The sequence below is a fragment of the Secundilactobacillus silagincola genome (genome assembly GCF_002583405.1).
GTDB lineage: Bacteria > Bacillota > Bacilli > Lactobacillales > Lactobacillaceae > Secundilactobacillus > Secundilactobacillus silagincola.
In genome coordinates, this window is the sequence record NZ_BCMJ01000010.1 from 1 (window position 1) to 19,858 (window position 19,858).

Here is a 19,858-nt window from a genome sequence, read left to right on the forward strand (position 1 = left end):
AAGCTTCCGTAAGTTTAGGGCAAGAGTACTTTATACCTTGCGTATTAAGACTAAAAAAGTCCTAATCACGAAATAGTGATTAGAACTGATTTAATAAATTTACCAACAACAGTTGTCAAAGAGCCCTTTTATCTTGCCTAAACGCGTAAAAAGGGACAGTCCCCGGCTGTATAACAGGAAGAACCCTACCACCCAAGTTCGGGGTGATAGGGTTCTTCCTGTTATACTCTGGGGGCTAAACGTCCCTTTTTACGCTCTCTTATTTATAACTCTTAGCTGGTAATACGGCACCCTTATAGTGGTTGTAGATCCACTTCTGCGTGCTCTTTGATTGCAATGCCTTCATCAATTTCTTGATAGCCGGCTTATTTTGGTCACCCTTCCGAACAGCCACAATGTTGACATATGGAGATGATGACTTTTCAGTTGCAATTGCTTGCTTCAATGGGTTAAGACCTGCTTGAACAGCGTAGTTAGCGTTGATGAAGTCCACGTCACCTTCACCGTTCTTGTAGATACTTGGCATCAATTTTGGTTCGTAACTGTGCTTAAACTTCAAGTGACGAGGGTTTGATGAAATATCTGAGAAGTTAGCAGTCGTAATATCGATACCCTTCTTAACCTTGATCAAACCAGCGTCCTGCAAAATGGTTAAAATACGGCCATAGTCAGGCGTGTTAGAACTTGCTAAAATCGTTGCGCCATCTTTAACATCCTTTAAGTTCTTAACTTTCTTTGAGTATGCTGAAATTGGTTCCAAGTGAACGCCACCGGCACTTTGCAACGTCCCATGGTTAGCTTTGTTCCATGTGTTTAAGAATGGGGTGTGTTGGAAGTAGTTGGCATCCAGTTCCTTACTTGCTAAAGCCTTGTTAGGCATTACGTAGTCTTGGAACACTTTGATCTTTAAGTTGACGCCTTCCTTTTTCAGTTGGGGTTGAACGTGTTTTAAGATTTGTGCATGAGGTACAGGTGAAGCACCCACCGTAATTGTAGTGGTCTTTGGTTTGCTTGAACTATTCCCACAAGCCGCCAATAATACCGTTGTTGCTGCAATACCTAAGATACCTAGAATCCGTTTCGAAGTCTTCATAAACAATTCCTCCCAAAATGTAGAATAAATTATTTTTATAAGGTCCGCTTATCAATGCGACGAACCAGGAAATCCCCAATAAATTGAAACGCAAAGACGATAACCACAATGATGACCGTTGCCACAAGGACGATGGTATTGTTATTTGCCTGAAAACCATCGATGTAAGCCAAGTTTCCTAAACCACCGGCACCGATAGCACCAGCCATTGCGGTGTAGCCAATAAGTGAAATAGTGGTAACCGTCGCACCTGATACCAAGGCTGGCATGCTCTCCGGCAACAATACCTTATAAACAATCTGCCAGCTGCTAGCACCCATTGCTTCAGCCGCTTCAATCACGCCACGGTCAATTTCGTGGAAAGCTAATTCAACCATCCGTGCGTAAAACGGTGCGGCTGAAACAATCAGCGATGGCAATGCCGCGGAAGGTCCGATGATGGTTCCCACCAAGTTCTTGGTAATTGGCAGTAACAGCATGATCAAAATGATAAACGGAATTGAACGGAACACGTTAACCAAGAATGAAACCACACCGTTAAGCAGCTTAACCCAGACATTTTCACTTGCCGTTGTTTCAAATAATAGCAAACCTAATAAAACACCCAAGATTGCAACGACAATCATTGAAACCACCGTCATCCAAACGGTCTCCCAGGTCGCACCGCCCATGTTGGCCCAATCAACGGTCTTAAATGCAAAATATGATCCATTAGTCACGGTGAATCACCTCCGTTTCCACACGCATTTTCTTCAGTAGATTCAACGCACCGTCTAGACTCTCTTTATCACCGGTAATCTGTAAATAAAGTGACCCAATGGAACCTTCCTGTGTTTGATGAATACTACCTTCAATGATGCTAACTTGAACCTTTGGAAACTGATGAATCATTTCAGATACAATTGGCAATTTAGCCTGATCACCATGAAAGACCAGTTGAACAATGGTACCGTCAGGATAACTCTTAATTAAGTCTTCCACGATACTGTTAGTATCCGTTAAAGCTGGGTCGACTTCTTCACTAACGAAACGTTTAGTGATTTCTTGCTTTGGATTACGGAAAACGTTAAAGACGGTTCCCTGTTCAACGACCCGACCATCATCCATGACGGCCACATGATCACAAATTTTACGAATTGCGTGCATTTCATGAGTGATCAATACAATACTCAAATTCATTTTTTTATTAATTTGAAGCAGCAAGTCCAAAACTTCATCGGTGGTCTGAGGATCCAAAGCGCTAGTAGCTTCATCAGAAATCAGAATTTCTGGATCATTGGCTAACGCCCTGGCAACCCCGACACGTTGCTTTTGACCACCTGATAATTCGGACGGATATGAATGTTCACGGCCAGTCAAGCCAACTAAGTCAACTAAATGCTGCGCCTTTTCCTGACGTTCTTTACGTGATACACCAGCAACTTCAAGGGGAAACATAATATTCTGAATCACCGTTCGTGACCAGAGTAAGTTGAAATGTTGGAAAATCATGCCGATCTTTTGACGTTTCTTTCTTAACTCGCTCCCAGAAAGCGCCGTGATTTTATCGCCATTAATATCAATTTCGCCGCTAGTTGGTGTTTCAAGTCCGTTTAACATCCGTGTTAAGGTACTCTTACCAGCACCGGAATAACCAACAATGCCATAAATTTCACCGTCATCAATGTTTAAATTCACATCGGAAACGGCCGTCAAATCACCATCTTTTGTGGTGAATGTTTTTGTCACGTTTTTAAATTCAATCACTGCGGTTACCTCCTTTTTCAAATAAAAAAGCTTCGCCCTTACTTAAACTGATTAGTTCAAGTAAGGGCGAAGCTTTATCGCGTACCACCTTATATTCGTTACTGTCTCACAACAGCAACCTCAACGAGTCCGAGGACTCAACGGGATAGTGGCCGTTAACCAGTTACAGCTCACTAATGCTCACCGCAACCTCTTTATACAAAACCATCTTCAGCGTAGTGTAACGATCCCTTTTCATCAACTGGGACTCTCTAGGCGTTTACGTTACGCTTACTCATTTTGCAGATCTCTTATTCAATTGAATCAATGACAAAAGTATAGCTATCTCGATGAGAGCTGTCAAGGAGAAATGTCATTATATTCTCAGAATCTAATCAAAAATACAATTAATTTTCTTTAATATCAACTAGCCAAGCATCGGCTTCTTCTTCACTGTTTAAGCTATCAAAATCGTTAGCCAACTGTGGGTTCACAGCAACGACTTCACCGCTTACAGGACTGTCAATATCTGAAACTGCTTTTTCAGCTTCAACACTGATTAATGTTTTGCCCTTTGAAACTTTATCGCCAACACTTGGTAGGTGAGCAAACTTAATGGTGCCTAGCTCGTCTTGACCAGCTTTCGTTAACCCAAGACGTGTTTTACCATCCATTAATTTTGTCCAGAAATAAGTTGCTTCTTCACTCATACTTTCACCTCATACCAATTTTTTTGGCTTTGATTTTATTCAAAGTCCTCGTTACGACTAAACATGTAACTCTTATTATGATACCGCATTGACATAATTAAGCCAATACCTATCATGTTCCCAATCAGCGCTGACCCACCTTGACTAACAAATGGTAAGGGAATACCAGTCAGTGGTAGCAAGCCAATATTCATCCCAATGTTTTCAAAGGTATGGAACAAAATCATCATAATAACACCAGTGGAAATATAGGCGTAAAACACGTTTTTAGTGTCAAACGTTACCCGAATCATTTGGTAAATCAACATGAAATAGAGCAAAATCAAAATTAAGCTACCAATAAACCCGTAGTTTTCACCAATAACTGAGAAAATCATATCGGATTCACGCACTGGAACATAGACCTTAGAAACGTTAAATCCCGTTCCAAAAATACCACCGGATCCAATCGCCTTCATACTTTGCCATAATTGATAACCCTGATCAGAAGTATTGCTAGCTGGATTCAGCCAAGTATCGATTCGTGAAAATTGATACGATGCAAACCCTAAATGTTCCAATATTGTTCGTCCAGTAGTCGTTGCAACCAAAGCTAGTGCACCGCCACCGACGCCTGCCAACCCAATTGCTACTGGTACAATGATTCGCCAAGTAATCCCTGCAACAAGTGCAACACCTGCCACAATAGCAAAGAATACCAGCATGGTCCCAAAATCGTTTTGAAGACGAAGCAATACGGCCACTGGTAACAACCAAGCAACCATTTTGCCTAACAGTAACCAATCTGAATGGGTCGTATGCTCATAATATTTATGATTATGATCACTAGCAACTCGGCCTAACATCAAGATAAAAGCTGGTTTCATGACTTCAGACGGCTGAAAAGTCAGCGGTCCAATAGCAAACCAAGATTTAGCACCCGTTGAAGCAGCGTAGGACCGACTGTAAAACACCAGCACAGCTGCTAGTAAGAATATGCCTAACCAGTAGGCTAACGGCGCTACTTTCCATAATTGTTCAGAATCAAATTGCATGATGATAACGACAGCAACCGTCCCGATTGCATACCAAACCACCTGCGACACCATAACGGTGGTCACATTAGTCGCACTGGAATCGTGAACGGCCGCCACATAAATCGAAGCTAAGCCGATCAATGCCAGCATCAGCACGCAAAAAATAACGCCATAGTCGATTCGCGATTCTGAATCTTCTTCGCGACGTTCATTCATTGCATCATATCCTCCTCTCACACACGCGTTTATTATAGACGGCTTCTCAGCCGTTCTGATAAAAATTGGTTATCCTTAACCGTTTTTTTAGGTCTAGGATGCTGTAGCGAGAAATTAATGATGTAAATTATAGGTCTGAATCAAGTATTCAATGGCTTCATCTTGCGTCTTAACTTTAACCGGTCGATTTGAGCCGATTTGAGCTTCGAAAGAGCCGTTTTCCAGTGGCATTATCGTGCCAATCACTTCATCGTTAATGGATAACTGTAAACCATCCACACCTTTGATTGTCACATCATCGATTGCGACGCCGACTGGTTGTTTCTTTTTTGACATGAGAAGCTCCTTTTACAATTTTATTTTAAATTCATCTCTTTTAGATAGGCCATCTCAGCCTGCTTATTTCGCTTTAAACTGAAATGATCAGGTACTGGGTCATAGCCGCCATGCACAAGTGGGTTGCAGCGCAAAATACGCGCTAACCCCATTAATGTCCCCTTAATCGCACCATGTTTCTGCAGGGCTTTTAGCATATAAGCTGAACAGGTTGGTGAATAACGACAAGAAGGCGGAAATAACGGTGATATAAAGCGCTGATAACCGCGCACAAGCATCATCAGTAACCTTTTCATAAGTGACTCCTATCTACGACCATGTTTCTTCGTCGTTGCTGCATTCATATGTTCAAGTAAAATACCGGCACCTTTAGCCACATTATCCAGTGGGTTTTCCGAAATAACCACTGGTACCTTTAATTGTTCAATCATCAGTTTATCAACACCGTGCAGCAAAGCACCACCACCGGTAAGCATGATGCCACGATCAATGATATCAGCAGCTAATTCTGGTGGTACGATTTCAAGAACTTCTTTAGCAGCGTTGACGATCTGAACCATCACGCTATTGATAGCAGGATAAATATCCTTAGAGGTAATTTCGATTGAGCGTGGCATACCAGAAACTGCATCGCGACCACGAACCTCCAAAGATTCGTTGTGGTCTTCGTCCGGATAAGCAGAACCAATCTTGATTTTAATGGATTCGGCAGTCCGTTCACCAACTTGAAGGTTATGTTGCGTCTTCAAAAAGTTGATAATGTTGACGTTCAATTCATCGCCGGCAATTCGAATTGACTTGCTGGCCACAATATCGCCAAGTGATAAGACCGCAATATCACTGGTCCCACCGCCAATATCAATAACCATATTGCCTTGCGGTTTAAAGATATCCATGCCCGCACCAACAGCAGCAACTTTAGGTTCTTCTTCCAAATAAACTTTGCCACCGCCGGATTTTTCAGCAGCCTGAATGATTGCTCGACGTTCAATTTCAGTAATATTGGTAGGTGCACAGATCATAATATTGGGCTTTGCCAAAAATCCCTTAACACTTAATTTACTAATAAAATATGACAGCATGCTTTCAGTAACATCAAAGTCAGAAATCACACCATCTTTTAAAGGCCGGATTGCCCGAATATTACTTGGGGTACGTCCCACCATTCGGTAGGCTTCAGAGCCCACTGCTAACACTTGATTTGACTTTGTGTCAACCGCCACAACGGAGGGTTCGTTCAACACGATTCCCTTACCCACTGCGTAAATCAAAACGTTGGCGGTACCAAGGTCAATACCAATATCTTTTGCCATCCTATCAAATTCCTCCTGAACTTATTGTTTCAACCGTTAATTATAGCATACCCATACTAAGATGGGGTAAGCGAAAAAAGTTCGGAACAGACTCGCCGTTCCGAACTCTCTGCTTGACGTTAATCCTTAGTTTTAGACTTTAAAACAACCTCTTCTTGCTCGGGTACTTTAACCCGTTCAATTTCAGCACCTAAAGCGCGTAACTTTAAATGGAAATTGTAGTAACCACGGTCAAGGTACTTTAGGTTAGTCACTTGTGTATAGCCGTTAGCAACTAAACCTGCCAATACTAATGCAGCGGCAGCTCTCAAATCAGTTGCAGCAACTTGTGCACCATTAAAGTTGGTTGGGCCATACAAAGCAACTGTCCGCCCCTCAACTTTGAACTTTGCATTCATGCGGCGAAGTTCCTCCAAGTGCATGAACCGGTTTTCAAACACCGTTTCCGTTAACGTACTTGTCCCATTAGCAGATAACTGCAGTACCGTCATTTGTGGTTGCATATCCGTTGGGAATCCCGGATGCGGTAACGTTTTAACGTTGGTTGGTTTTAAACTTTCAGGCCCAATGACCCGAACGCCATCGTCTTCGATCAAAACCGTCACACCCATTTCCTCTAATTTGGAAATCAGTGGTTTATTATGCTCAGCAATGGCATTCTTAACTAAAACGTTGCCGTGAGTCAATGCTGCCGCCACCATAAAAGTACCGGCTTCGATTCGATCTTGCACAACGTAATGTTCAGTTCCGTGCATGCTCTTAACGCCTTCGACCCGGATGGTTTCAGTTCCGGCACCACGCACCTTAGCACCCATCTTATTTAAAACATTAGCAAGATCAACAATTTCTGGTTCGCGAGCGACGTTTTCAATGGTAGTCGTTCCCTCAGCCAATGTGGCCGCCATCATAATATTTTGAGTCGCACCAACGCTCGGAAAATCAAGGTAAATATTAGCCCCAACTAACCGATCCGCAGTGGCTTCAATGTAACCATCGTGCTGATCAATACTTGCGCCAAGGGCTTCGAAACCCTTGAGATGCAGATCAACAGGTCGAGACCCAATTGCACAGCCACCAGGCATTGCAACCTTGGCGTGACCGTAGCGAGCCAATAACGGACCCATCACCACGATCGACGCACGCATCTTTGAAACGTACTCAAAAGGTGCCTGTGTTGACAGCTTTTTGGCCGCATTTAAACGCACAGTATTAGTTGATTCATCAAAGTTCACGTCCAAGTTTAAAAACTTAAGGACGTTATTCATGGTATACACATCGGACAGAATCGGAACGTTCGTTAATACCATATCGTCGTGTTCAGCTAAGATTGACGCTGCCAAAATTGGCAAAACTGCATTCTTTGCACCTTCAATATGTACAGTTCCAGATAATTCGCGGCCACCATGTACAATAATCTTTTCCAAAGGAATTCCCTCCACAAGTTGCATTATTTAACGAGAAAAATTAAATTTCTAACATTATCTATAAAGTTCAAGAAAAATTCGCTGCAGGTATAGCCTACTGTTACCGACAGCAGAACGATCAGTACCTTTGCTTGACTCGGGTATAGCCGCATAAAATTTTCAATGTGTAGTTTTTGAATACTCCAAAAGGCCACAAAAATAAAAACAAAATGACTGAGTAGCGTCATTAATGCCTGAGCACCGATTGTTCGCATGGTTCACTTTCCTTTCTGCGTTACCCCTAAAATATAGCATATTTCATGCACGCTGTCCCCTATTCTATTGCATTTGTAATATTACGTTTTACAAAGCAAACTTTTTACAAAACCTTGAAATATTCATTTATATTATTTTCTTATAGATATCATAATTAATAATTAAATGAATGTGGGATAAAAGTCACGTTTTTACCACGATTTCTTAAGCTCAGAGTTTCACATTAAGTTGTACACGATTCATTTATTTTAAGAATTTTTATATATTCAAATTGGAATAGTAAATCACCTATTATACGCATAAAATACATATTCTTTGTGAAGTCTGATTTATAGTACTAAAGTCCCGATATATCAGTAATTGTAAGCGTTATCTTCACGGAATATTCGTGATATTTCACAATATTTTTAAATCATGGTAATCTCTAGTCGTTAAGTTAAATATTTCATTCACGGAGATGATTATTTTGATCAAAGAAGTTCACATGCCAAAACTAAGTCCTAAGTCCGACGAGTACTTTTTCGGTAAGTGGGATAAACAACCTGGTGATACCGTAAAAACTGGTGACGTCCTTTTTGAAGTTGAAACTGAAAAGGCCATTAGTCAAGTTGAAAGCCAAGAAGATGGCATCTTAAAAGCCCAAGAAGTCGCTACTGGTGATTCTACTAAAGTTGGCGATTTAGTCGCCACTATTGAAGTTGCAAAGTAGCATAGGAGGAAATACTAATGAAGACAGAACATGAAACAACCGCACCAGCAAAACCAGGCTGGTTAAAGGTTACTTATGATCAAAAAAAAGTTGATAAAATGACTGACCTGCTCTCCGGGTTGAAACTAAACACCGTTTGTGCCGAAGCAAATTGCCCAAACTTAGGTGAATGTTTCGGTAGTGGTTCAGCTTCATTCATCATCTTAGGCCCTAACTGTACACGTGCTTGCCGCTTTTGCGACATTCCCCATGGTCATCCAAAGGACGTTGACCTGTTGGAACCTCTAAGAGTAGCACAAGCCACTAAGAAACTCGGTTTGACTCACGTGGTTGTTACTAGTGTTGACCGGGACGATTTACCCGATTTAGGTGCTGATCAATTTGTTAGAACGATCAAAGCCATTAAAGAACTGAACCCTGATACTTCTATTGAAGTCCTCACACCTGATTTCCAAGGCCGCGAAGACTGCTTGGATAAGGTCATTGCTGCTGGTCCTGACGTTTTTAACCACAACATGGAAACCGTTCGTAGCATCACACCTAAGGTTCGTAACCGTGCGACTTACGATACTTCTCTCCACGTTCTCAAGTACGTTAAAGAACACGCACCTAAGACCATGTACGTCAAAACTGGTATTATGTTAGGCCTTGGTGAAACTGACGAAGAGGTCTATCAATTGATGGATGATTTACGTGCCATTGACGTGGACTTCTTGACGATTGGCCAGTACGTTCAACCAGGTCCCAAGAACTACACTTTGCGTGAATGGGTACCAATGAAACGCTATCAAGAATACTACAAACAAGCTATGAAACGCGGCTTCAAATTTGTTGCTAGTTCACCACTTGTTCGTAGCTCATACAAAGCCAAAGAAGAACTGGAAGCAGTGGAAAATCAATGATTTACTTACCCGTAGACAGCCTAGATGTTCGTCACAACTTTGCTTTGGAATACTATTTAATGACTGAAAAACGTCCTTCTGAGCCAGTTTTACTGTTGTGGTCTACTACACCAACTGTCATGTTAGGTAAGTTCCAAACCGCTGAAAATGAGCTTAATCGGCCCTTTATCGATGCTCATCATATCGCTGCAGTCAGACGACTGTCAGGTGGCGGCACCATTTATACCGATCAAGGAGGCTGCCAATTCACACTGATCACGCCTGACAAAGATACTGCCATTGATTTTTCATCAGGTCTTAGCCTTATTACTGGAGCACTAAATCAAATCGGCATTAAAGCGCAAAATGACAGTCGTAACGACTTAGTGGTTGATGGTCGTAAAGTATCTGGCAGTGCACAATATATGATTAACGGTTTTCGCTTGCACCATGGTAGCTTGCTGTTTGACGCCAATATGGACTGGATGGCTCAGGCGCTTCAAGTTGATCCAGTTAAAAAGCAAGCTAAACACATTAACTCGGTTCATCAACGAACCGTAAACCTCATTGAGCAGAAGCCAAATTGGACTGCTCAAGAATTTAAGCGAAAACTCGAAAAGGCGTTGCTCAACATTACCGGTGCACAGATTGGCTACCTTACAGCAGCTGAAAAAAAACATCTTCAAGAAATTGCTGGGCAACGTTTTAGTGAAACAGCAGTATGGCGAAGTGATAACCGCAAATTTGACCACGTTCACAAACGCTATTTAACCGGTATCGGTGTTGTTTCAGTCGCCTTCAACTTAGATCAAGAACAGCATTTTTCAGCCATTCATCTTTCTGGTGATTTCTTCAGTAACATCAATCTGCAGCAGTTTGAACGATCATTAATTGGCAAAGCCTATCAACAACGGGTTGTAACTCCCATTATTGAACATCAGCTGCAGCAATCCCCTATTAAGGGACTCCAGCCTGAACAGCTGACTGAGCTATTATTTTAATATGATTGTGGAATATTTTTACCAGAAATTAATTAAGGAGACTGACCCCCAAACGATGCCGAGTTATGACCATTCGCTGGAGACGACCCATTTAATTATTCCTGTGTCTTAAATATAAACCATTAGAAAAATATTAAATAAATTATTAGTTATATAAAAAGGGTAGTAGATTGCCAAGCACTTGACAATCTACTACCCTTTTTATACATTTCTACTAACAAATCAAAAAGACGCTACTCTCAAATGAGAATAGCGTCCTCGCTTGCAATTTTACTTGCCAGCAACGTTAATTCGATTGATCGCCCGCCGAAGTGCAACTTCTGCACGTGCAAGTTCATCTTTGTCGTGAGCTTCCTGCGCTTTTTGAATCCGAGCCTCAGCCCGTTTCTTAGCGTTTTGAGCACGATCAACATCGATTTCATCTTGTTTTTCTGCAGAGTCAGCGACAATGGTTGCAACATTGTCAGAGAATTCAATGAAACCACCATTAACGGCAATTTCGTCCTTCTGATCACTGTTTGCAGATTGAATACGTGCTTCATCAAATGCTAACGAAGCAATCACAGGAACGTGGTTGGCCATGATACCAAGTTCACCAAGTTGGGTCTTAACGACCAGCATCTTGACTTGCTCGTTATCATAGACGTTACCATCGGGGGTTACGATACTAACGGTTAAAACTGATTGTCCATCAGCCAATTAGAACCCCTCCTTACTTGCTCAGGTTAGCCTGCATCTTCTTGGCGTTTTCAACAACGTCTTCAATTGGGCCACAGTTACGGAAAGCATCTTCTGGAAGATCATCATACTTACCTTCCAAGATTTCCTTAAAGCCTTTAACAGTGTCGGAAACCGGAACATACTTACCTGGTAACCCAGTAAATTGTTCAGCAACAGAGAAACTTTGTGACAAGAAGAATTGGATCCGACGAGCACGACCAACAATGGTCTGTTCTTCGTCTGACAATTCATCCATCCCAAGAATTGAGATAATGTCTTGAAGTTCACGGTAACGTTGCAAAACGTGTTGAACTTCAGTGGCCACTTCGTAGTGTTCTTGACCAACAACTTGTGGATCAAGCGCAGTAGAAGTAGAGGCCAACGGGTCAACGGCTGGGTAGATACCTTGTTGCGTCAATGAACGTTCCAGGTTGGTGGTAGCGTCCAAATGGGCGAAAGTCGTTGCAGGAGCAGGGTCGGTATAATCATCGGCAGGAACATAAACAGCTTGAATAGAGGTGATTGAACCCTTCTTCGTACTAGTAATACGTTCTTGCAACTGACCCATTTCAGTAGCCAACGTAGGTTGGTAACCAACGGCTGAAGGAATCCGGCCAAGTAAGGCTGAAACTTCCATCCCGGCTTGAGTAAACCGGAAGATGTTATCAATAAATAACAGCACATCTTGACCCTTAACATCACGGAAGTATTCCGCAATCGTTAAGCCAGTCAAAGCAACCCGCATACGGGCACCAGGTGGCTCGTTCATTTGACCATAGACCATGGCCGTTTTTTCAAGAACACCTGAGCCCTTCATTTCGTAGTACATATCGTTACCTTCACGGGTACGTTCACCGACACCTGTGAAGACAGAAATACCATTATGACCTTGTGCAATGTTATGGATTAATTCTTGAATCAGAACGGTTTTACCAACACCGGCACCACCGAACAAACCAATCTTACCACCACGAACATAAGGTGCTAACAAATCAATAACTTTAATCCCAGTTTCCAGAATTTCTGAAGTTGGGTTTAATTCATCGTACTTAGGTGCATCACGGTGAATTGGCCGTCTTTCAGCATCTGGACCGAATTCGGGACCGCCATCAATTGGATCCCCGAGGACGTTAAATACTCGACCAAGTGTGTCATCGCCGACTGGAACGGTAATTGAAGAACCAGTGTTTTCAACTTCCATTCCACGACGAAGACCATCAGTACCATCCATGGCAATGGTTCTCATTACTCCGTCCCCTAATTCAAGGGTAACTTCGGTAACAAGGAAACTGCCATCATCTTTTTTGATGTGAAGCGCGGTATTGATATCTGGGAGTGTGTCATCCAACGGGAATTCAACGTCGACAACTGGTCCGATAACTTGAACAACTTTACCAGAACTCATTATTCGTTAATTCCTCCCGTCATTAATTATTCAATGCCTCTTGCCCACCAGTAATTTCAGTAATTTCAGTCGTAATTGCTGCTTGGCGAGCACGATTATATCGCAATTCAAGATCGGCAATGAGGTCGTCAGCATTATCTGAAGCCGACTTCATGGCATTAGAACTTGATGCGTGTTCAGCCGTTTTAGCATCCAAGATTGCTCCGAAAACGAGGCTTTCTGAATACTGTGGTAAAACAACTTTCAATACTTCTTTTTCAGAAGGTTCCATATCGTAAGCTGCAGATAAGGTTTCTGCTTGAGTATCTCCGGCTGCATCACCACTCAGCGTTTCGCTGTCTACTGGCAACATTTTTTCGCCACGGAACCGAGCAACTAGCCGGTTAACGAAATGGTTGTAGCAAACATAGAGTTCACTGAAAACGCCACTATCATACATTGAGGTTACGGTCTTGACAATTTCTCTAACTTCATTAAAAGTCGGTACATCACTGACACCACGATATTCGTAGGCCACGTTTTCACCGCGCTTCTTGTAGAAGTCAGCACCAGTTCCGCCAACTGCAAGGATCAAATGGTCATTGTCGCCACTATGGCTCTGAATGAACTCATTTGTCTCACGGAGAACGTTACTGTTATAACTGCCGACCATACCCCGATCAGAAGTAATGACCAAGTATGCTGTCTTACCTGACTGCTTAGAATCGCTCGAGGAATCATCCAATAGATGAGATTTTGCCAGATGCATCACAACAGCTTTGACTTTGCTAACGTAGTCTTGATAACCTACAGCCGCTTTTTGAATCTGGTTCAGCTTAGAAGTCTGAACCATCTGCATCGCCGAAGTGATCTGACGTGTATTCTTTGTTGAAGCAATGCGATGTTGGACATCGCTCATTGATTCAGCCATCAGCTCTCACTATCCTTCCTCAAGTTTATTTGTTCGCTACAGTTTCAGCGTCATCGTCACTGGCTGGTTGGAATGTTTGTGCAAATTCTGAAACAGCTGCTTCCATCTTATCGTTGTCTGGCAAGTTACCTGTCTTGGCAATTGTGTCAAGTAGGTCAGCATGTGAGGCATCGAAGAAATCGAAGAGGCCACTTTCAAATTTAGCAATATCATCCAACTCAATCTTATCAAGATAGCCATGAGTCAAGGCGTACAAGATCAAGACTTGCTTCTCAACTGGAAGTGGAGAATGCAATGGTTGCTTCAGAACTTCAACAGTTCGAGCACCACGATTCAACTTAGCTTGGGTAGCTTCATCCAAATCAGAACCAAATTGAGCAAATGATTCCAATTCATGATATGAAGCAAGGTCCAAACGAAGTGTCCCAGCAACCTTCTTCATCGCTTTGATTTGAGCATCACCACCGACACGAGAAACCGAAGTCCCGGCATCGATAGCTGGTCGAATACCTGAATAGAATGAATCACTATCCAAGAAGATTTGACCATCAGTGATGGAAATAACGTTGGTTGGAATGTAAGCGGAAATGTCCCCAGCTTTGGTTTCAACGATCGGCATCGCCGTCATTGAACCACCACCAAGATCATCACTCAACTTAGCAGCCCGTTCGAGCAAACGTGAGTGGGTGTAGAAAATATCCCCAGGATAAGCTTCACGACCTGGTGGCCGACGAAGAATCAAGGAAAGTTCACGATAAGCATCAGCTTGTTTTGAAAGGTCATCATAGATGATCAAAACATGCTTGCCGTTAAACATGAACTCTTCACCCATCGCTGCACCGGCATATGGTGCGATGTAGAGCAATGGAGCAGGTTCTGAAGGACCTGCAGTAACAACGATTGTGTAGTCCATAGCACCGAACTTACGTAAGGTTTCTACTTGACTACGAACAGTTGATTCCTTTTGACCGATCGCAACATAAATACAAATCATATTCTGGTCTTTTTGGTTAATGATCGTATCAATACCAACTGTAGTCTTACCAGTTTTACGGTCACCAATGATCAATTCACGTTGACCACGACCAATTGGAACTAATGAGTCAATGGCTTTCATACCAGTTTGAAGTGGTTCGAAAACTGACTTACGTTCCATAACGCCTGGTGCCTTTCGTTCGATAGGACGGGTCTTATCAGTTTTGATTTCGCCCTTACCATCAACGGGTTGACCTAATGAGTTAACGACACGGCCAATCATAGCGTCCCCAACAGGAACTTCCATGATACGACCAGTACGCTTAACTGTATCGCCTTCAGTGATCTTTGTGAAATCACCAAGGACAACGATACCAACATCGTTACTTTCAAGGTTTTGGACCATGCCATAAACCCCGCTATCGAATTCGAGCAACTCACCAGCCAACGCGTTTTCAAGTCCGTGAGCTCTGGCGATACCATCACCAACATAGGTAACAGTACCTGTTTCTTCAACAGAGATCTCGTCTTGGTAGTTTGCTAATTGTTGTTTGATTAGAGCACTGATTTCCTCAGCTTTAATGCTCATATAGGTTTCACCCCTTTATAAAGATCTCTTATTCTAATAATGTTTGACGTAGACGGTGAATCTTGGTCTTGATGGAACCATCAAGAATGGTACCAGAAGACCGAATAATTACGCCGCCGATAATAGATGTATCAACTTTGCTTGTCAAAACAACTTGTTTAGCGCCGACCCGTTTGGCATAGCCTGATTTAATCGCATCAAGCTGTGTATCATTAAGGGCGACCGCTGTAGTGACATCTGCATAAACCGTTTGATTATGTTCATCATACAATTTTTCGAACTGATCAATGATTTCTACCATTGCGTCCATCCGATCGTAATCATAAACCATTTTAACCAAATTATGGATCGTGCCTTCAGTACTATCTAACAACGGCTTGACTAAGGCTTCCCGCTTAGCTAGCGCTAAACTACTATCCGTTAATGCACTGCCCAACTGCGGGTTATCTTGGAAGACTTTACGAAGCTGTTTGAGCTCTTCGTAAGCAGCGTCCAACTGGTCGTTGCTCGCAAGCAGTTCAAACAGCGCTTTTGAGTAGCGCTTGGCTACCGTTACCTTATCAAGACTCATGTTACTTCCCCAACCCTTCGATATAAGAATCAATCAATGCCTTTTGATCATCAGCGTTTAATTCTTTTTGAATGATCTTGGAAGCAATCTCAATAGATAGGTCAGCCACATCATTACGTACACTAGACAATGCATCTTGACGCTCTTGCTCGATGTCTTTCTTAGCGTTGTCCTTCAATGCTTGTGCATCGGTTTGGGCCTGGGCTAAGATACCATCGCGTTGTTGTTGACCTTGCTTCTTAGCAGAATCAACAATTCCGGTAGCCTCTTGACGAGAGTTAGCCAGTGCGTCTTGACGTTGTTTTGCAAGTTTAGCTGCATCATCACGTGACTTTTCAGCTGAATCGATATCGTTAGAAATCTTATCAGCACGATCTTGCATCATTTGATTGATAGGCTTCCAAGCAACGAGCTTGATCAACCACATCAAGATAATGAAACAAATCGCATAGAAAAGCATGTCTCCGATTGCAAGACTACTTGCTACGGCTAAATGTGAAAACATCTATTGACACCTCCTTCTTGTTAAAAATTAAATTTAACGTGTTGTAAAACATTACTTGTTCATAACAAGCAAGGCCACAACGAAGGCAATGATAGGCATGGCTTCAACCAACCCAACACCAATGAACATGTTTGTCCGTAATTGACCAGATAATTCTGGTTGGCGTGACATACCTTCTAGCATCTTAGAAATAACGATACCATCACCGACACCACCACCGATGGCTGCACCGGCCATGGCAATACCTGCTGCAATAGCTCCCATAATCTGTAGTTCCTCCTTAAAATGATGTAGATATATTAGATGAATATTGTAAGTCGTTTACTCCGCAACTTCAAGCTTCATTTGAGAATCAATTAATCCCCAATTTCGAGCTTCTTGGAAATGTAAACGGCCGAAAGTGTTACAAACACGTACGCTTGAATGGCACCAAGGAAAGCAGAGAACGCTTGCCATACCAATTCCAGTGGAACTGCCACGATCATCGTTGCAATCCCGTGTGAAAATGCCAAGCCACCGATAATCTTCAGTAACATTTCACCAGAGAAAATAACACCGAAGATACGTAGACCTAGTGTCAAGAAGTTCGTGAACTCCTCAAAGATACTGATTGGTAACCAGAAAACGAACGGTTGCAAGTAACCTGAGAAGTGTTTCTTCCAACCAAACTTCATTACACCGGCAAACTGTGCAATCATTAAGGTTGCTAACGAGAATGTCATGGTAACGATTGGATCAGAAGTTGGACTTCTAACAAAGTCCTTCCCACCAACAGCAATTTGTAAGAACAAACCTAGCTGGTTAGAAATGAACAGGAATAAAAACAAGGTGAACCCATAAAGGCCGAATGCGCCCGCTTCATTTCCAGGGATAGAACCCTTCAAAATTCCATTTGTAAAATCAATTAACCATTCAAGGATGTTTTGTCCCTTACCTGGCTTCATTGTAATATGCCGTGAAAGGGCAAATACAAACAAAAAAACGAGTACAAACGCAATTAACCCCGAATAAATATTGGCGGCATTGAACGTAAGTCCCCCGAATTGAAAGGTTGCAACTGAAGATGGATCTCCCACAGAGTATCACCTCTTTTCAAACTAGGCTAACGTTAGAAGTTCCGAAAAACCTCGCTCACTAGCCAATAAGTCAAATTTCAAATCTTCGAACGTAGTACTTTAATGAAAAATCTTCATTACAAATACAAACAAAATAATACCACCGTTCATATGAAAATACAAAGCTATTCGGAAAAAATAACGAATAAAAAAAGCCAATTAATTTGAATCATCCAGTATTTATCGGACAAATTCGTATTAATTGACTATTATCGTACTCATATGAATTTACTTAGTGCCAAATAGCCGATCGCCAGCATCACCTAAGCCAGGAACAATGTATCCGTCCTCGTTAAGGTGATCATCTAAGGCAGCAGTATAGATATCAACGTCTGGGTGGGCTTTCCGAAGTGCCTTTACGCCCTCTGGAGCTGCTACTAAACAGACAAACTTAATGTTGCTGGCACCCCGTTTTTTCAAAGCATCGATGGCCATGATTGAAGAACCACCCGTTGCCAACATCGGATCAACAACGAAAATTTGACGTTGGTCAATATCAGCAGGTAGCTTCACAAAATATTCGTGTGGTTCCAGCGTCTTCTCGTCACGATACATCCCAATATGGCCAATTTTGGCAGCAGGAATTAACTTCATAATGCCATCAACCATGCCAATACCAGCACGTAAAATGGGTACGATGGCAACCTTCTTACCAGCTAAAGTTTTAACCGTTGTTTTCGCAATTGGGGTCTCGATTTCAACATCTTTTAATGGCATATCCCGTGCAACATCATACGCCATTAACATGGTGATCTCATCAACGACCTCTCGAAAGACCTTCGTCCCGCAATTCTTATCCCGAATAATCGTCAGTTTATGCTGAATCAATGGATGATCCATAACCTGAAACTTGCCCATGTGTTTGACACTCCTTTAGTATTTCTTTCAATTGTACCATGCAAAGGAACCTCTGAAGATAAAAATATCAAAAGAGTCTTAAGAAAACGACCTGTTTTTCAAATGATAAGAATTACTAAAGATTGGTGATTAGCCCAATTTCCTACCATTTATAATCATACATAACGTTATTGTGTAAAACATAATGCAAACAGCTCGATCATCAGCCAAAAGTTAATGACCGTTAATCGAGCTGCTCATATTAAATATGGAACGTTTAATTAATCAAATTTAATAGGTGCTACGTACGCGTCAATCGGATGAGCATCCGTCAACGCACGGACATCTTGACGTACTTGCTGCAGGACGGTCTCATCATCATGGTTCTCAATGGCAGTAACGATCAGTCTAGCAACTTGCTTAGCATCAGCTTCTTTGAAACCTCTCGTAGTGATGGCAGGTGTTCCCAAACGAATACCAGAAGTCTTGAATGGACTAAGCTTTTCGTTAGGAATCGCTTCTTTGTTAGTAGTGATCATCACACTATCCAGCAACTCTTGTGTTTGCTTGCCGTTTAAGTCAGTTTGACTCACGTCTAAAGTCATCAAGTGGTTATCGGTCCCACCAGAGACCACTCGCACTTTGTCTGCTTCATTAAATACGGCCGCCATTGCTTGGGCATTTTTAATAATCTGAGCCGCATAATCTTTAAACTCTGGCTGCAAATCTTCCAGCAAGGCCACTGCCTTACCCGCAATCACATGTTCAAGCGGACCGCCCTGAGTACCAGGAAAAACAGCAGAGTTGATTTGCTTAGCGTACTTCTCCTGTGACAGAATCAGTCCGCCACGGGGACCACGCAACGTCTTGTGAGTTGTTGTAGTGACCACGTCGGCAATGCCAACTGGTGACGGATGCAAGCCAGCAGCAACCAACCCAGCAATGTGAGCCATATCAACCATAAGGTAGGCCCCAACTTCATCCGCAATCGCACGGAAAGCCTGCCAATCAATTACCCGACTGTAGGCAGAAGCACCGGCAACAATCATCTTAGGTTTAACTTTTAAGGCTAAGTCACGGATCATATCGTAATCCAACAATTCGGTATCCGGATTCAAGCCATAGCTGTATGCTTCATAAAGCTTCCCACTGAAGTTAACTTTAGCACCATGACTCAAATGGCCACCAGCATCTAACCCCATACCTAAGATCGTGTCACCAGGCTTTAAAAAGGCAGCGTACGTGGCTTGGTTTGCCTGGGAGCCTGAATGTGGTTGAACGTTAGCATATTCGGCATGGAACAGTTCCTTAGCACGTTCGATGGCGAGGTTTTCGACGACATCAATATATTCATTCCCACCGTAGTACCGCTTTGACGGATAACCTTCTGAGTACTTATTCGTCAGTACGGAACCTTGGGCTGCACGAACTGCCGGGGAAACAATGTTTTCGGACGCAATTAACTCAATATTATGCTGTTGACGATCCTGTTCTTGACTAATAGCTTGCCATAACTTCGGGTCTTGTTCTTGATAATTCAACACAATCAGCT

The 19,858-nt window shown here is 42.4% G+C and carries 23 protein-coding genes; 3 read left to right on the top strand and 20 right to left on the bottom strand.

Going from position 1 to position 19,858, the window contains the following annotated elements; translation table 11 throughout:
- Window positions 1-259: 259 nt before the first annotated feature.
- From CES82_RS10055 to CES82_RS10100, 10 genes are all read right to left on the bottom strand, one after another.
- Entirely contained in the window at window positions 260-1,093 is an 834-nt protein-coding gene (locus CES82_RS10055; RefSeq protein ID WP_098825956.1) for a MetQ/NlpA family ABC transporter substrate-binding protein, read from the bottom strand.
- A 35-nt stretch (window positions 1,094-1,128) separates the two neighbouring features.
- Complete coding sequence (locus CES82_RS10060; protein ID WP_098826070.1) at window positions 1,129-1,764, bottom strand: methionine ABC transporter permease; 636 nt, start codon at window positions 1,762-1,764, stop codon at window positions 1,129-1,131.
- Between the two features lie 40 nt (window positions 1,765-1,804).
- Window positions 1,805-2,839: a methionine ABC transporter ATP-binding protein gene (locus CES82_RS10065; protein ID WP_098825958.1), complete on the bottom strand. Its 1,035-nt coding sequence runs from the start codon at window positions 2,837-2,839 to the stop codon at window positions 1,805-1,807.
- 386 nt (window positions 2,840-3,225) lie between these two features.
- Window positions 3,226-3,528 carry a glycine cleavage system H family protein gene (locus CES82_RS10070; protein WP_098825960.1) on the bottom strand — a complete coding sequence of 101 codons (303 nt, stop codon included), beginning with the start codon at window positions 3,526-3,528 and terminating at the stop codon, window positions 3,226-3,228.
- A gap of 35 nt (window positions 3,529-3,563) precedes the next feature.
- Entirely contained in the window at window positions 3,564-4,760 is a 1,197-nt protein-coding gene (locus tag CES82_RS10075; protein WP_098825962.1) for an FtsW/RodA/SpoVE family cell cycle protein, read from the bottom strand.
- Between the two features lie 114 nt (window positions 4,761-4,874).
- On the bottom strand, window positions 4,875-5,096 hold the full coding sequence (locus CES82_RS10080) for a DUF2969 domain-containing protein (RefSeq protein ID WP_098825964.1): 222 nt from the start codon (window positions 5,094-5,096) through the stop codon (window positions 4,875-4,877).
- Window positions 5,097-5,116: 20 nt separating this feature from the next.
- Window positions 5,117-5,392, bottom strand: coding sequence for a membrane protein insertion efficiency factor YidD (gene yidD, locus CES82_RS10085; RefSeq protein ID WP_098825966.1), 276 nt, complete (start codon window positions 5,390-5,392; stop codon window positions 5,117-5,119).
- A 9-nt stretch (window positions 5,393-5,401) separates the two neighbouring features.
- A complete protein-coding gene (locus CES82_RS10090) occupies window positions 5,402-6,409 on the bottom strand; it encodes a rod shape-determining protein (RefSeq protein ID WP_098825968.1) in 1,008 nt (335 codons plus the stop codon).
- Between the two features lie 119 nt (window positions 6,410-6,528).
- The gene (murA, locus tag CES82_RS10095) at window positions 6,529-7,833 is read right to left on the bottom strand and encodes a UDP-N-acetylglucosamine 1-carboxyvinyltransferase (RefSeq protein WP_098825969.1); all 1,305 of its coding nucleotides are present in this window, start codon (window positions 7,831-7,833) and stop codon (window positions 6,529-6,531) included.
- A 23-nt stretch (window positions 7,834-7,856) separates the two neighbouring features.
- Window positions 7,857-8,087, bottom strand: coding sequence for a DUF1146 family protein (locus tag CES82_RS10100; RefSeq protein ID WP_098825971.1), 231 nt, complete (start codon window positions 8,085-8,087; stop codon window positions 7,857-7,859).
- A gap of 467 nt (window positions 8,088-8,554) precedes the next feature.
- On the opposite strand from CES82_RS10100, the gene CES82_RS10105 reads away from it, so the two are divergent.
- Genes CES82_RS10105 through CES82_RS10115 form a run of 3 tightly spaced genes read left to right on the top strand, consistent with a single transcriptional unit; the run spans window position 8,555 to window position 10,679 of the window.
- Window positions 8,555-8,797: a lipoyl domain-containing protein gene (locus CES82_RS10105; RefSeq protein WP_098825972.1), complete on the top strand. Its 243-nt coding sequence runs from the start codon at window positions 8,555-8,557 to the stop codon at window positions 8,795-8,797.
- Window positions 8,798-8,814: 17 nt separating this feature from the next.
- Window positions 8,815-9,699 carry a lipoyl synthase gene (gene lipA / locus CES82_RS10110; RefSeq protein ID WP_098825975.1) on the top strand — a complete coding sequence of 295 codons (885 nt, stop codon included), beginning with the start codon at window positions 8,815-8,817 and terminating at the stop codon, window positions 9,697-9,699.
- Window positions 9,696-10,679, top strand: a complete 984-nt coding sequence (locus CES82_RS10115; protein ID WP_098825976.1) for a lipoate--protein ligase — start codon at window positions 9,696-9,698, stop codon at window positions 10,677-10,679. Before lipA ends, CES82_RS10115 begins: the two co-directional genes overlap by 4 nt.
- 270 nt (window positions 10,680-10,949) lie before the next feature.
- Here the strand turns inward: CES82_RS10115 and CES82_RS10120 are convergent, their stop codons facing one another.
- From CES82_RS10120 to glyA, 10 genes are all read right to left on the bottom strand, one after another.
- Window positions 10,950-11,378, bottom strand: coding sequence for a F0F1 ATP synthase subunit epsilon (locus tag CES82_RS10120; RefSeq protein WP_098825978.1), 429 nt, complete (start codon window positions 11,376-11,378; stop codon window positions 10,950-10,952).
- 13 nt (window positions 11,379-11,391) lie between these two features.
- Entirely contained in the window at window positions 11,392-12,804 is a 1,413-nt protein-coding gene (gene atpD / locus CES82_RS10125) for a F0F1 ATP synthase subunit beta (RefSeq protein WP_098825979.1), read from the bottom strand.
- 22 nt (window positions 12,805-12,826) lie between these two features.
- A complete protein-coding gene (locus tag CES82_RS10130) occupies window positions 12,827-13,714 on the bottom strand; it encodes a F0F1 ATP synthase subunit gamma (RefSeq protein WP_098825981.1) in 888 nt (295 codons plus the stop codon).
- Between the two features lie 25 nt (window positions 13,715-13,739).
- Window positions 13,740-15,278 carry a F0F1 ATP synthase subunit alpha gene (atpA, locus tag CES82_RS10135; protein ID WP_098825982.1) on the bottom strand — a complete coding sequence of 513 codons (1,539 nt, stop codon included), beginning with the start codon at window positions 15,276-15,278 and terminating at the stop codon, window positions 13,740-13,742.
- A 28-nt stretch (window positions 15,279-15,306) separates the two neighbouring features.
- A complete protein-coding gene (atpH, locus tag CES82_RS10140) occupies window positions 15,307-15,849 on the bottom strand; it encodes an ATP synthase F1 subunit delta (protein ID WP_098825984.1) in 543 nt (180 codons plus the stop codon).
- A 1-nt stretch (window position 15,850) separates the two neighbouring features.
- Window positions 15,851-16,354: a F0F1 ATP synthase subunit B gene (gene atpF / locus CES82_RS10145; RefSeq protein WP_098825986.1), complete on the bottom strand. Its 504-nt coding sequence runs from the start codon at window positions 16,352-16,354 to the stop codon at window positions 15,851-15,853.
- Window positions 16,355-16,405: 51 nt separating this feature from the next.
- Entirely contained in the window at window positions 16,406-16,618 is a 213-nt protein-coding gene (gene atpE, locus CES82_RS10150) for a F0F1 ATP synthase subunit C (protein ID WP_089088992.1), read from the bottom strand.
- A gap of 92 nt (window positions 16,619-16,710) precedes the next feature.
- Window positions 16,711-17,430: a F0F1 ATP synthase subunit A gene (atpB, locus tag CES82_RS10155; protein WP_098825988.1), complete on the bottom strand. Its 720-nt coding sequence runs from the start codon at window positions 17,428-17,430 to the stop codon at window positions 16,711-16,713.
- Between the two features lie 267 nt (window positions 17,431-17,697).
- A complete protein-coding gene (gene upp, locus CES82_RS10160) occupies window positions 17,698-18,327 on the bottom strand; it encodes a uracil phosphoribosyltransferase (RefSeq protein ID WP_098825990.1) in 630 nt (209 codons plus the stop codon).
- A gap of 260 nt (window positions 18,328-18,587) precedes the next feature.
- Entirely contained in the window at window positions 18,588-19,847 is a 1,260-nt protein-coding gene (gene glyA / locus CES82_RS10165; RefSeq protein WP_098825992.1) for a serine hydroxymethyltransferase, read from the bottom strand.
- Window positions 19,848-19,858 lie beyond the last annotated feature (11 nt).

Coding starts and splice junctions, on each gene's coding strand:
- CES82_RS10130 (WP_098825981.1), bottom strand. CDS start 13,714: ATGGCTGAATCAATGAGCGATGTCCAACATCGCATTGCTTCAACAAAG.
- CES82_RS10055 (WP_098825956.1), bottom strand. CDS start 1,093: ATGAAGACTTCGAAACGGATTCTAGGTATCTTAGGTATTGCAGCAACA.
- atpA (WP_098825982.1), bottom strand. CDS start 15,278: ATGAGCATTAAAGCTGAGGAAATCAGTGCTCTAATCAAACAACAATTA.
- lipA (WP_098825975.1), top strand. CDS start 8,815: ATGAAGACAGAACATGAAACAACCGCACCAGCAAAACCAGGCTGGTTA.
- atpH (WP_098825984.1), bottom strand. CDS start 15,849: ATGAGTCTTGATAAGGTAACGGTAGCCAAGCGCTACTCAAAAGCGCTG.
- CES82_RS10070 (WP_098825960.1), bottom strand. CDS start 3,528: ATGAGTGAAGAAGCAACTTATTTCTGGACAAAATTAATGGATGGTAAA.
- CES82_RS10075 (WP_098825962.1), bottom strand. CDS start 4,760: ATGAATGAACGTCGCGAAGAAGATTCAGAATCGCGAATCGACTATGGC.
- atpD (WP_098825979.1), bottom strand. CDS start 12,804: ATGAGTTCTGGTAAAGTTGTTCAAGTTATCGGACCAGTTGTCGACGTT.
- upp (WP_098825990.1), bottom strand. CDS start 18,327: ATGGGCAAGTTTCAGGTTATGGATCATCCATTGATTCAGCATAAACTG.
- atpE (WP_089088992.1), bottom strand. CDS start 16,618: ATGGGAGCTATTGCAGCAGGTATTGCCATGGCCGGTGCAGCCATCGGT.
- CES82_RS10100 (WP_098825971.1), bottom strand. CDS start 8,087: ATGCGAACAATCGGTGCTCAGGCATTAATGACGCTACTCAGTCATTTT.
- yidD (WP_098825966.1), bottom strand. CDS start 5,392: ATGAAAAGGTTACTGATGATGCTTGTGCGCGGTTATCAGCGCTTTATA.
- CES82_RS10080 (WP_098825964.1), bottom strand. CDS start 5,096: ATGTCAAAAAAGAAACAACCAGTCGGCGTCGCAATCGATGATGTGACA.
- atpF (WP_098825986.1), bottom strand. CDS start 16,354: ATGTTTTCACATTTAGCCGTAGCAAGTAGTCTTGCAATCGGAGACATG.
- CES82_RS10090 (WP_098825968.1), bottom strand. CDS start 6,409: ATGGCAAAAGATATTGGTATTGACCTTGGTACCGCCAACGTTTTGATT.
- CES82_RS10060 (WP_098826070.1), bottom strand. CDS start 1,764: ATGGGCGGTGCGACCTGGGAGACCGTTTGGATGACGGTGGTTTCAATG.
- CES82_RS10115 (WP_098825976.1), top strand. CDS start 9,696: ATGATTTACTTACCCGTAGACAGCCTAGATGTTCGTCACAACTTTGCT.